A 12,849-nucleotide genomic window follows, 5' to 3' on the forward strand; every position below is an offset into this window, starting at 1 on the left:
TCCCTCGCTTCGGCGTCTTGCGGGCCCGGCGCGGCCACAACTTGCTTCGCAAGTCGTACAGCTCGCGTCCTCCGGCTACGCCGTCGGGGGTGCTACGCACCCTGGGCCCTCCAGACGCCTACGCTCGGCCTCCTGAGGTCGCAATTTGCGTTGCCTGAACTATCGCGCGCTTAGAAGCAACAGCAAAAGCAAAGCAAAAGCACACAGCAACAGCAAAGCAACAGCAAAGCAACAGCAAAGCAACAGCAACAGCAACAGCAACAGCAAACCGCAACCGCACCGCTGCGCGTTGCGCAACGGTTGACCACCTGCCGGGCCACGCGTAGCCTTGCCGCTTCGAGGTTCTTCGGCCAGGCCGAAGCTAAGACGGGAACGCGGTACAAGCCGCGGCTGCCCCCGCAACTGTAAGCACCGCTAACGGATCGACACAGCCACTGCGCCCTACCCGCGGGAAGGCGTCATCCTACCGGCCGGTTGACACCGGCCGGAACGCTGCAAGCCAGGAGACCTGCCTCGTCACGATTTCGACTTTCAACCGGGCGGGGTGATCCGGTGGCGAACGAGCCCGGCTGGCCTTGCTGCGGCTTTCGTCTCCTGTGCCCGCGCCATCCTGCACAGGGCACCGCGACATGAAAACACTGGCCAAGCTTCCCGTCACCATCGTTACCGGCTTTCTCGGCTCCGGCAAGACCACCTTGCTGCGCCACATGCTCGACAACGCCCAAGGCCGCCGCATTGCCGTGATCGTCAACGAATTCGGCGAATTGGGCATCGATGGCGAAATCCTCAAGCAGTGCAGCATCGGCTGCACCGAAGAAGAGGCCAACGGTCGCGTCTATGAACTGGCCAACGGCTGCCTGTGCTGCACCGTGCAGGAAGAGTTCTTCCCAGTGATGCGCGAACTGGTCGCACGCCGCGCGGACCTGGACCACATCCTCATCGAAACCAGCGGCCTGGCACTGCCCAAGCCCCTGGTACAAGCCTTCCAGTGGCCCGAGATCCGCAACGCCTGCACCGTCGACGCCGTCATCACCGTTGTCGACAGCCCTGCAGTCGCTGCCGGCACCTTCGCCGCCTACCCCGATCAAGTCGATGCCCAGCGCAAGCTCGACCCCAACCTGGACCACGAATCACCGCTGCATGAACTGTTCGCCGACCAACTGGCCAGCGCCGATCTGGTGGTGCTGAACAAAGCCGACCTGATCGACGCCCAAGGCCTGGCCAAGGTTCGCGCCGAAGTCGCCGAAGAACTGCCGCCTGCAGTCAAGGTCATCGAGGCCAGCAGCGGCCGCCTGCCGCTGGACGTGCTGCTGGGCGTCGAAGCGCAGTCCGAGGCACACATCGACAGCCGTCGTACCCACCATGATTCGCACCATGACGGCGACGATCACGATGATCACGACCACGATGCCTTCGACTCGATTTCCATCGACCTGCCTGAAGCCGATGAGCGCCTGCTGCTCGAGGCCCTCAACCAGCTGGTGGTGGAGTTCGGCATCCTGCGCGCCAAAGGGTTCGCCGCGATTCCCGGCAAACCCATGCGCCTGCTCGTGCAGGGCGTCGGCACCCGCTTCGACAAGCACTTCGACCGCGCCTGGCGCGCCGACGAGCCGCGCCTCACCCGCTTGGTGCTGATTGGCCAGGATCTTGATGCCGCACTCCTGGAAAGCCGCCTGCGCCAGGCCCTGGGCGCCTGATCCATGCACCTGCTGCGCACTCAGCCAGGCGGTTTCGTACCCGATGACAGCATCGCCGACCTCGGGCAGACACCTGCTGAGCTGGTGATCCTGTGCAGCGGTGATTCGCACCTGGCGCTGTTGGCCGATACCGCCGAGCATCTGCCTGCCGATTTCCCAAGCCTGCGCCTGGCCAACCCGATGCAGGTACAGAACCATGCCTCGGTCGATCTCTACATCGACCAGGTCTTGCGCCATGCCAAGGTGATTCTGGTGTCGCTGCACGGTGGGGTCGGCTATTGGCGCTATGGCGTCGAGCAGCTGGTGGAACTGGCGGCGCAGGGGGTGGAGCTGATTCTGGTGCCCGGTGATGACCGCCCCGACCCCGAGCTGACGGGGCTGGGGAGCGTCACCGGCGAGGCGGCAGAACGACTTTGGCATTACTTGCGCCAAGGCGGGCACGGCAATGCGCTGAACCTGTTCAACTGCCTGGCCACCCAGTGGCTGGGGCGCGACTACCGCTGGGATGAGCCGAAGCCGTTGCCGCGCACGTCGGTGTATCACCCGCAAAAGCCTGCCGCGCAGCTTGAGGATTGGTATGGCCAGTGGAATCCACAGCATCCGGTGGCGCCCCTGCTGTTCTACCGCTCGCACCTGCAGGCCGCCAATACCGCGTTCATCGACGTGTTCTGCCAACGCCTGCAAGCCGCAGGGCTCAACCCGCTGCCCATCGCCGTGGCCAGCCTGAAGGAAAGCGCCTGCCTGGAGCAGGTCGAGGCGTGGCTCGATGAGGTAGAAGCCGAGGTGGTGATCAACACTACAGGCTTCGCCATGTCGAGCCCAGAGCGGCCCAATCTGCGGCCGCTGCGCCGCGACATTCCGGTACTGCAGGCCATCTGTGCGCAGGACAACCAGCCTGGCTGGGAGGCCAGCGAGCAGGGCCTGGGCGCGCGCGACCTGGCCATGCACATTGCCTTGCCGGAACTGGACGGGCGCATCATCACGCGCCCGGTGAGTTTCAAGGACATGGCCTGGCGCAGCGAGCGCAGCCAGTCCGACGTGGTGTGCTACCGCGCCCACCCCGAGCGCATGGACTTCGTCGCCGAGCTGGCGCGGCGCTGGGTGGCGCTGGCGCGCGTGCCCAACCAACAGAAACGCGTGGCCCTGGTGCTTGCCAACTACCCGACCCGCGACGGGCGCATCGGCAATGGCGTCGGGCTGGACACCCCGGCGGCCGCGCTCAATATCCTCCAGGCCATGCAGGCGGCGGGTTATCCAGTGGCGGACTTGCCCAGCAGCGGCACGCAGCTGATCCATCGTCTGCTGGGTGGCGTGACCAATGACCTCGACCATCTCGACCAGCGCCCTTGCGCGCAGAGCCTGAGCCTCGATGACTACCATGCCGCGTTCGCGCGCTTGCCTGAGGCCAACCGCCAGGCTGTACTCGAGCGGTGGGGCGCGCCTGAGCAGGATCCAATGTTCCGCGCTGGGCGGCTGATGGTGGCGGGCCTGCGCTTCGGGCAGACGTTCGTTGGCATCCAGCCGGCACGCGGTTATCAGCTCGATCCAAGCGCGGTCTATCACGACCCCGACCTGGTGCCGCCCCACGGTTATCTGGCCTTTCACTTCTGGTTGCGCCACGCCTATGCGGCCGATGCGGTGATTCATGTCGGCAAGCACGGCAATCTGGAGTGGCTACCAGGCAAAGGCGTCGGCTTGTCCGCGCAGTGTTGGCCGGACGCACTGCTCGGCCCACTGCCCAACATCTATCCGTTCATCGTCAACGATCCAGGCGAAGGCGCGCAGGCCAAACGCCGTACCCAGGCGGTGATCATCGACCATTTGATGCCGCCGCTGACGCGTGCCGAAACCTACGGCCCGCTGCGCGACCTGGAACAGCTGGCCGACGAATTCTACGAAGCTCAGTTGCTCGACCCGCGGCGTGCCCGTGAATTGCAGGGCGATATTCTGGCGCTCGTCAAAGCCAACCACATCGACCGCGAATTACAGATCGAAGGCCAGCTGGACGATGCGGCGCTGTGGCTGCCGCGCCTGGACACCTACCTGTGCGACCTTAAGGAATCGCAGATTCGCGATGGCCTGCACATTTTCGGCCAGTCACCCCAGGATCGACTACGCCTGGACACCTTGCTGGCATTGCTGCGCGTCGAGCGCGGCGACGGTCGAGGTGGCAATGCCAGCTTGCTGCGCACGTTGGCCAAGGCGTTGGCATTGGGCATCGACCCGCTGGACTGCGACCTGGGCCAGGCTTGGTCTGGCCCGTCGCCGGCGTTGTTGCAGGCAGTCAGCGATGACGCTTGGCGCACCCAGGGTGACACCCGCGAGCGCCTCGAGCTGCTGGCCCTGCAGTTGATCGAGCAGGCGCTTGCGGGCCATGTGCAGTTGCCAGAGCAGGCGCAGTGGCAGCCCGTGCAAGACGTACTCGATGCCCTGTGCACGCAGGTCGCGCCCAGTCTGGACGCCTGCGGCGCTGCCGAAACAGCTGGGCTGCTGGCTGCGCTGGCCGGGCGATTCGTCTGCGCAGGGCCCAGTGGCGCACCCAGCCGTGGGCGCCTGGACGTGCTGCCGACCGGGCGCAACTTCTTTACCGTGGATGTGCGCAACCTGCCGACCACCACCGCCTGGCGCCTGGGTTTCGCCTCAGCCAACCTGATCCTGGAACGGCACCTGCAGGAACACGGCGATCATCTGCGTCAATTGGGCTTGTCGGTGTGGGGTACCGCGACCATGCGCACCGGTGGCGACGACATCGCCCAGGCCATGGCCTTGATGGGCGTGCGGCCGGTGTGGGCGCAGGGCAGCCAACGCGTCGATGACTTCGAGATTCTGCCGCTGGGCGTACTCGACCGTCCGCGGGTAGACGTGACGCTGCGGGTTTCAGGGTTCTTCCGGGATGCCTTCGCCAACCTCATTCGCTTGTTCGATGCCGCCGTTCAGGCGGTGGCGGCACTCGATGAGCCCGATGCGCTCAACCCTTTGGCTGCGCGCGTGCGCAGCGAGCGCGCCAGCCTTCAGGCGCAGGGTGTGGCGCCAGAGCAGGCCGCGCGGCAAGCCGGCTGGCGGGTATTCGGGGCCAAACCTGGCGCCTACGGCGCTGGGGTGCAGAACGCCATCGACGGGCGCCTGTGGCAGAGCCGCGACGACCTCGCGCAGGTGTATCTCAACCACGGCAGCTACGCCTACGGCGCCAGCGACGAGGGCACTCCGGCGCGGGCCCAGTTCGCCACGCGCCTGGGGCAGGTGCAGGCGGTGGTGCAGAACCAGGACAATCACGAGCACGACCTGCTTGATTCCAATGATTACTATCAGTTCCAGGGCGGCATGCTGGCGGCCGCCGAGAGCCTGTCCGGCGCAGCGGTGGCCAGCTATCACGGCGACCATAGCCAGGCCGACCGGCCGCGCATCCGCACCTTGAAAGAAGAACTCAACCGCGTCATTCGCGCCCGCGCGCTCAATCCGAAGTGGATCGACGGCGCCAAGCGGCATGGCTATAAAGGTGCCTTCGAGCTGGCCGCGACGGTGGACAACCTGTTCGCCTTCGATGCCACCACCCACTTGATCGATGATCATCATTATCAGTCGCTGGCCGATGCCTATGTGCTCGACCCGGCGACCCGCGACTTCATGCGCGAGCACAACCCCGAAGCCCTGCGCGACCTCACCGAACGCCTGCTCGAAGCCCAGCAACGCGGGCTGTGGCAGTCGCCTGGTGACTATCGCGAGGCGCTCGAGGAACAGCTGCTCGATGGCGAGGAACAGGCTTGAAATGAGTGACCCCATACAGTTTCCGCTGGCTGCCGTAGTGGGCGCCGAAGACCTCAAGCTTGCGCTGTGCCTGACCGCCATCGACCCGAAGATCGGCGGCGTGCTGATCGAAGGCCCGCGCGGCATGGCCAAGAGTACCCTGGCCCGCGGCCTGGCCGACCTGCTCGGCGAGGGGCCGTTCGTGACGCTGCCGCTGGGCGCCAGCGAAGAACGGCTGGTCGGCACCCTGGACCTGGACGCTGCGCTCGGGCAAGGCAAGGCGCAGTTCAGCCCGGGTGTTCTGGCCCAGGCCGATGGCGGCGTGTTGTATGTCGATGAGGTCAACCTGCTGCCCGATACCTTGGTCGACCTGCTCCTCGACGTGGCTGCCAGCGGTACCAACCGGGTCGAGCGGGACGGTATCTCCCACCGGCACGCTGCGCGTTTCGTGTTGATCGGCACCATGAATCCCGAAGAAGGTGAACTGCGCCCGCAACTGCTCGACCGCTTCGGCCTGAACATTGCCCTCGAAGGCCTGCCGCCACCCCAGGCGCGGCAACAGATCATCCGCCGCCGGCTGGCGTTCGACGCCGATCCACAGGGGTTCTGCGCACACTGGGCCGAGGCCCAGGCCCAGTTGCGCCAGCGTTGCCAGGCTGCACGCCAGCGCCTGGAGGCGATCGCACTGGATGACCAGGCCCTGAGCTGGATCACCGAGCGCTGCTTTGCTGCTGGTGTCGACGGCCTGCGTGCCGATCTGGTCTGGTTGCGCGCCGCCCGTGCCCATTGCGCCTGGCGCGCGGGGCAGGCGATCGCGCAGAGCGATGTCGAAGCGGTGGCCGAATTTGCACTGCGGCATCGCCGCCGCACACCCCCTGAGGCACCGCAGTCTGCCACCCCACCTGGGGCCACTGGTACTCAGGGCAGGCACGATGACGGCGGCCAGGGCAATGACGGCGCCTTGCCCGCGCAGCCAGTCGCCAGCGGGGCGCGGCGTGAGGTGCCGAACTGGGCAAAAAAGCCCTGAGCATCCGTCAACCTTCCCTTGAGTTGGCGGATGCCATGCCCAGCCCCGGCAAGCTGGCCGGCACTGCCCGCGGCCGCGCCCGTGCGGCCTCCCGCGGGCGGGTGGCATGGCTGGCAACGTTGCTCAAGGGGCGTCCGAAATCACGTCAGGATTTGTGCTGGCAGCAGCGTCATGCGCAGGCCACCGAGGTCTGGCTGGTCATCGTCGACGCCTCGGCATCCACCCGGCGGCACCAGGCCCTGGCCCAGTGCAAAGGCTTGTTGGCTCAGCTATTCGACCAGGCCTATCGGCAACGCGCGCGCTTGGCGTTGCTGACGGCCAGCGGCGCAGAGCCGCGCTGGCAGCGCCATGGGCTGAAGGCCTCGGCCAGCCTGCAGCCTTGGTTGCAGGCATTGGGGGCAGGGGGTGGGACGCCCTTGATCGCATCGCTTGAGCAAGCACGGCGCTGGCTCGAAGCCTGGCAAAAATCCCATCCCGATCAAGTGCAACGTTGCCTGGTGTTCACCGATGGCAGATTGCAGCGCTGGAAAGCGGTGCAGCCCATGCCCTGTGCCACACTGCTGGTAGACATCGAATTGGCGCCAGTGCGCCTGGGACGTGCCCGACAACTGGCAGCCGAACTACACGCTGACTATCAGCATCTGCAGCACTTCAAAGTCCTGGAATGACCGTTTCGCAGCGTCGCAAGTTATAAGCTTCAAAGTTGCTGGCTACAAGAAAGAGCGTGGCATTCGTGATGGCTCTTTCTTGCAGCGGGCAGCGTGCAACTTGGCGCTGCTACTTGGGCATGGACCAAGGTTGCAGGTCATAACCTTTCTGGCAAAGCTCGGCGCGTACTTCTTCGATCAGGCTCGCCCACTGGGCGAGGTCGGAGTAGATGCGCGAAGACACCTGCTTGCTGCCGATCCGGGTGTTGGTCCGGTCGATCACCGCCAGGCTCAGCTCGCCAGTGCCGTTGGGCGCGTCCCAGGCTACGCACTGGAAAGGTTCGAAGGCGTGGTCGGCAATCAGCAAGGCTTCGTTGACACGGAGCGGGGCATTCATGGTTCGGTCTCTCTTTGGTCCCAAACAGCGAAATGAGGTCCGCTTGACTGCTCTGTCGCATGAATAGATTGAGCGATCTGCAGCGCGGGGTTATTTGTACTGATGCTCCAAGTTGGGGGTGGAGTCACACAGCGGCGGTAAAATTTATTGCTGGACGGCGGATTAAATTTTTCACGCGCCGCCTGTGACGTTTTTCAATTTGAAAAATTCCCGAAGCACTTTCTACATCCCGTCATCGGCAGACAGACGGTCGTGGGCAGCGTCAAGTTCGTTGCTACTGTTAACTGGGCGCCGCAACTTGCTGTTTTAGCGAAAAAAACCCAACAATTGGCGCCAAGGAACGGTCATGCCCGATACTGCCGCGCTTCGCCGTCTATTGATCGTCGACCCCTGTGAGGATTGTCACCGTCTGCTGCCGGGCTTGGCGGGTGCCGGATGGGAGGTGCATTCCTGTGGCCTGGACCTGGCGCTGGAGCATCCATGCGACATCGGCCTGCTGCGTCTGCAGGAAGCGCACCTACGCCATCCGGACGCGGTCAAGGACATGATCAAGCGCAGCAATACCGAATGGATTGCCGTGCTCGATGCCGAGCAACTGCGCCTGCAGAATGTTGGCGACTTCGTCTGCGAATGGTTCTTCGACTTTCACACTCTGCCGTTCGACTACTCCCGCGTGCTGGTCACCCTGGGCCGCGCCTTTGGCATGGCCCGCCTGCGCGGCAAGGGCAGCGTCACCGTCGACGAGCAGGCGCATGAACTGCTGGGTGATAGCCGGCCAATCCTCGAGCTGCGCAAATTGCTCAGCAAACTGGCGCCTACCGAGTCGCCGGTGCTGATCCGTGGCGAAAGCGGCACGGGCAAGGAATTGGTAGCGCGGACCCTGCACCGGCAATCACAGCGCCGCGAGATGCCGTTCGTGGCCATCAATTGCGGGGCGATTCCCGATAACCTGATTCAGTCCGAACTGTTCGGCCACGAGAAGGGCGCGTTCACCGGGGCGCACCAGCGCAAGGTCGGGCGCATCGAAGCGGCGCATGGCGGCACTTTGTTTCTCGATGAAATTGGCGACCTGCCGCTGGAGTTGCAAGCCAATCTGCTGCGCTTTCTACAAGAAAAGCACATCGAGCGGGTCGGTGGCAGCCAGCCGCTGGCAGTCGATGTACGGGTGTTGGCGGCAACCCATGTCGACCTGGAAAGAGCCATCGAACAAGGGCGCTTTCGCGAAGATCTGTATTACCGGCTCAACGTGCTGCAAGTGGTGACAGCGCCGCTGCGTGACCGGCACGGGGACCTGTCGATGCTCGCCAACCACTTTGCGCATTTCTACAGCGTGGAAACCGGCCGCCGTCCCCGGTCCTTCAGCGACAATGCCCTGGCGGCCATGGGCAAGCACACGTGGCCAGGCAATGTCCGTGAGCTGGCTAACCGTGTCAGGCGCGGGCTGGTGCTGGCCGAAGGGCGCCAGATCGAGGCGCAAGACCTGGGTTTGCAGGTGCAGGAGCCAGTCGATCAACCCCTGGGAACGCTGGAGGACTACAAGCACCGGGCCGAGCGCCAGGCATTGTGCGACGTGCTCGATCGACACAGCAACAACATGAGCATCGCGGCCAAGGCGCTGGGAATTTCACGGCCGACGTTCTACCGCCTGCTGCACAAGCATCAGATCCGCTGATCAACTCGACTGGGCGATGTGCCCGTCGGAAAAGTCCTCGACCGGGTCTTCACTGTCGGGCTCGCCCGTGATTACGCTGAAGTCGCTGATTTCCACCTCGCCGCCGCCATAACCGAGCAGGTGAAAGGAAAACGCCTTGCGTTGGGTCGGGTTGGCGAAGCTGAATTCCATGTCGAGCGGGCTATCGGCCGTGACGGCCATTTCCGGCGGCAGGCCCAATGGTACGTCCTGTTCGAATTCCTTGGCCTTGAGCTGGATATAAGCCGTGTGGTTTGCATCCAGCGCGCGAACCTTCACCCTTACTCGGGTTAACGAGCCTTCTGGCATCTCGAGGTACTGCGCGCCGATCAGGTTATCCGCCCAATCGTCATCGACCTGGGGCCGAAGCGCGATGGCAGCAGGGCTGCCGAATTGATAGCGCAGGTTCAGTGGCGTTTGCAGCAGCGATTGATCGAGCACACCGGCCAGAGCGCCGATCTGCGCACCGACGCCAGCCTCGGCCAGGCCCAGGTACCTGGCCTGGGAGGCTATGAAGCCCGGGCTTTCATAGCGGCGGCAGCGCTGCTGAAAATCGCACTCGGTGAGCACGCCCTTGCCGTCGTGATAGCGCAGCATACCGTTGGTATAGGCGATCATCTCGCGACCGCTGTCGTAGTCGCGAAACAGCGAGCGTCCGCCAAGCGCGAGCGGTATGGGCAGGGCGAAGTAGTCCAGCAGGGAGGCGGCCAGATCGACGTGGCCGTAGGTGCCCGGCTTGATACGCGGCAGTTGCGCCTGCTCAGGCGTCAGGGTCAGGTTGAAGCCCCACGACGAAGCCAGGCGCACGCCGTCTATGCCATGTGATTCATCCGAGGTAATGACGACCAGGGTGTCTTCGAGCACGCCCTGGCGTTCAAGGCCTTCCAAGAATGCCCCGAGGGCGTCATCGAGGTAAGCCACGGCCGCCTGCTTGGCGGTAGCGAAACGCTGCAGGTAGGCCTCGGGCGCCGAATAGGGCTGGTGGGTCCCGACTGTCAGCAGGGTGAGCATCCAAGGGCGCTGCTGGTGGCGCAGCTGGCTTACGTAGTCCAATGCCCCTTCGAAAAACGCCCTGTCGTCCTTGCCCCAGGGAAAGTCCAGGTAGTTGGCGTTGCCGAACCATTCCTGGCCATGCACCGAGTCGAAGCCGACGTGGGGCATGATGCGGTCCTTGGCCATGAAGCGCAGGCCGGCACCTTGCAGGTAATGGGTGGCGAAACCGGCCTGGCGCAACTGGTTCGGCAAGCAGGCTTGGTTGCGCACCTGCTGGGTCAACAACTCGACGCCTTTGGGCGTGCCGTTGGCCAGCTTGTCGTAGTCGCCGCACAACATCGCATACAAGCCGCGAATGGTCTGGTGGGTGTGCAGCACGTAGTCTGGGGTGTTCATGCCGCGCTCTGCCCAGCGGCTGAGATTGGGCATGAGGTTTTCCTCGAAGCGGCTGCCCACGGCCTGGCGATTGCCGGCAATGTAGGCGCCGGGAATGCCTTCGAGGGTGATCACCAACAGATTGCGCGCACGCCCCGGAGCGCCCAGCAGCTTCTGGCCGCTCAGGTCATGCTGCGTCAGCCCAGTACTGGGTAATGGCGTAAGCACAGGCGCCTGGCCAGCCCACTGCTCGACGCGCCGTTGGGCATCGCCCACCGCAGCGGACATCAGCTGATGCGGCAGGTTGAACTGGCGCCACTGATCGGCGTCGCTGGGAAGCAGGTGTTGTCCCGCCCAGTGCGTGGCCAGCAGGGCTGTCGCAAGCGCGTAGCTGCTTGCGTTGAAGGGACGCCCCGGCTGTTGGCGGCTACGCCACGCGCTGCACAGCCAGATGGCCAGCGCTGCGGCCAGCAAGGGCACCAACCAGGGATGGGCGAGGCCGCCGCCGGTGGAGTTTTCCATGAACTGCGGGTCGAACAGATAGGTCAGGTCCGCAGCGTTGGGCAGCCTGCCGACGGCACTGACCAGTTCCGCCGAGGCCACCCATAGCGCGGCCCAGGCCACGAGTACCGGCAAGGCCAGCCACCACGGGCGGCGCTGCAACAGCAGCACAAGCACGCTGCCCAGCGCGAGGTCCGACAGGTAACCGAACGGATTGGACCAGCCAAGCAAGGTGCGCACCCCCATGGGGATGATCAGCACCAAGGTCACCAGGGCCAGCAACCGGATCCGAGCGGGGCCAAGCAGGTTTTTCACGCACACTTTCCTTATTGACATGAAATCGTCACACATATGTGCGCGATGATAACAGGCCGGTTTCAGGAAAGCCGTGGTCTACAAGGTTGGTAACCAATTGCGGGGCGCAGCGCGCCCCGGTCATCAGAAGTAGTACGGGAATTTCAGGCTGAAGGAGAAGTCCGGCGCGTCATCGGTCAAGCCGATGGACAGGTTCGGCACGATGGTCAGGTTATTGCTGGCAGCGAAGGTCATGCCGATGTTGAAGTTGGCGGCGTTGTAGTCACTGTTGCTCACTGACTGCCAATCGCCGCCGTCTGGCTTGATCTTGCTCTTGCGCGAGAACTGGTCGGTGACCGAGAACGACATGCTCATTTTCTCGTTCAAGGCGAAGGCGATACCGCCGCCCACCTGCCAGGAGTCGCCGAGCTTGACGTCGCCTGGCACCTTGGTGTTGACCTGCGGGCTGATGTCGCTGAACGAGTCCTGCATGTTGTAGGTGTACTGCACGCTGGCGAACAGCACAGCCGGGTCGAAGGTCTTGACCAGCGACAGGCCCGGCGAGATCGACCAGACGCCGTTGCCGGTCGGCAGGTCTTCCGGCACCGCCAGGTTGTCGTTGCCAGGGCTCTGGATCAGCTTGATGCCGTAAGGGTCCTTGCCGGTGGGGGCCTTGACCCGCAGCGTGGCAACGGCATCCGGCCAGGTGTCGTCTTCGTCGAGGAACTTGTAGGCGACGCCGACGTTGACGTCGCCGATCGCCGGGTCACGGGTTACCGATTCGTCGTTGGTGATCCCGGCAGCACCCCCGGCGCCCCCGGAAGAGTAGGTGGACTGGCGGTAGACGATCGGCACGTTTATGTCGAACTGCCAGCGCTGATCGACGTTGTAGCGTGCGGTCAGGTCCAGCGTCCAGTTGTCGGCCTTGATGCGGTCGATGTTGATGTTGCCGAGGAAGATCGAATCCAGCGCCAGGAAGCCGTTGAGGGTCAGGGCGCGGGTGTCGTAGTGGGTGTAGGTGACGCCGGTCTCGACGCTGAACTTGCCGCCGCCGAAGAAGCCGCTGGCTTCGTCATACAGGTTGGACACGCTTTGCGCAGGCTCGGAATTGTCCTGCAGCGATTGCCCATAGGAGCTGCCGCTGGCGCCGCCGGTGGTGCCCGGCGCGCCAGAGGCCACGGTCTGGCCGCCCCTGACGCCTTCGGCCGGGGACTTGGTCAAGCGCTTCGGTGCCGGCTGTGCGGGGGCTTCCTCGACCTGGCGCAGCCGTTGTTCGAGCACCATAAGTGCGTTCTGTTGCGCTTCATAACGCTGCTTGAGCGCGAGCAATTCCTGTTTGAGTGCCTCGACCTGGGGGTCGGTCGCCGCCTGAAGCAGCGTGGCCGGGGCCAGTGTTGTTGTAGTTATGCAAACGATAGCTCTGAACGTCAACAAACGGTGCATGGATTCGTCGTCCCTTCTGACTGCATACGATGAGACTTGAG

The 12,849-nt window shown here is 64.3% G+C and carries 8 protein-coding genes and 1 riboswitch; of the genes, 5 read left to right on the top strand and 3 right to left on the bottom strand.

Annotated elements, in window-relative coordinates:
- The first annotated feature begins 322 nt into the window (after positions 1 to 322).
- Positions 323 to 530: riboswitch (cobalamin riboswitch) on the top strand.
- A 99-nt stretch (positions 531 to 629) separates the two neighbouring features.
- The 4 genes from cobW to ACLEJW_RS11765 are packed head-to-tail and all read left to right on the top strand — an operon-like array spanning position 630 to position 7,136.
- The gene (cobW, locus tag ACLEJW_RS11750) at positions 630 to 1,697 is read left to right on the top strand and encodes a cobalamin biosynthesis protein CobW (RefSeq protein WP_145193026.1); all 1,068 of its coding nucleotides are present in this window, start codon (positions 630 to 632) and stop codon (positions 1,695 to 1,697) included.
- A 3-nt stretch (positions 1,698 to 1,700) separates the two neighbouring features.
- A complete protein-coding gene (gene cobN / locus ACLEJW_RS11755; protein ID WP_440777581.1) occupies positions 1,701 to 5,462 on the top strand; it encodes a cobaltochelatase subunit CobN in 3,762 nt (1,253 codons plus the stop codon).
- 1 nt (position 5,463) lies between these two features.
- Positions 5,464 to 6,468: an ATP-binding protein gene (locus ACLEJW_RS11760; protein WP_145193021.1), complete on the top strand. Its 1,005-nt coding sequence runs from the start codon at positions 5,464 to 5,466 to the stop codon at positions 6,466 to 6,468.
- Between the two features lie 35 nt (positions 6,469 to 6,503).
- Positions 6,504 to 7,136, top strand: a complete 633-nt coding sequence (locus tag ACLEJW_RS11765) for a vWA domain-containing protein (protein WP_145193019.1) — start codon at positions 6,504 to 6,506, stop codon at positions 7,134 to 7,136.
- 109 nt (positions 7,137 to 7,245) lie between these two features.
- Here the strand turns inward: ACLEJW_RS11765 and ACLEJW_RS11770 are convergent, their stop codons facing one another.
- Positions 7,246 to 7,512 (bottom strand): hypothetical protein, encoded by a 267-nt coding sequence (locus ACLEJW_RS11770; protein WP_145193017.1) that lies wholly within the window; start codon positions 7,510 to 7,512, stop codon positions 7,246 to 7,248.
- 346 nt (positions 7,513 to 7,858) lie between these two features.
- On the opposite strand from ACLEJW_RS11770, the gene ACLEJW_RS11775 reads away from it, so the two are divergent.
- Complete coding sequence (locus ACLEJW_RS11775; protein WP_440777582.1) at positions 7,859 to 9,184, top strand: sigma 54-interacting transcriptional regulator; 1,326 nt, start codon at positions 7,859 to 7,861, stop codon at positions 9,182 to 9,184.
- Here ACLEJW_RS11775 and ACLEJW_RS11780 read toward each other — a convergent pair whose 3' ends face one another.
- Together ACLEJW_RS11780 and ACLEJW_RS11785 are read right to left on the bottom strand one after the other, a co-directional pair.
- Positions 9,185 to 11,386 (bottom strand): LTA synthase family protein, encoded by a 2,202-nt coding sequence (locus ACLEJW_RS11780; RefSeq protein WP_440777583.1) that lies wholly within the window; start codon positions 11,384 to 11,386, stop codon positions 9,185 to 9,187.
- 123 nt (positions 11,387 to 11,509) lie between these two features.
- Positions 11,510 to 12,808: a hypothetical protein gene (locus ACLEJW_RS11785; protein ID WP_440777584.1), complete on the bottom strand. Its 1,299-nt coding sequence runs from the start codon at positions 12,806 to 12,808 to the stop codon at positions 11,510 to 11,512.
- Positions 12,809 to 12,849: the final 41 nt, after the last annotated feature.

The organism is Pseudomonas sp. SMSB3 (assembly GCF_052041965.1).
Lineage (GTDB): Bacteria > Pseudomonadota > Gammaproteobacteria > Pseudomonadales > Pseudomonadaceae > Aquipseudomonas.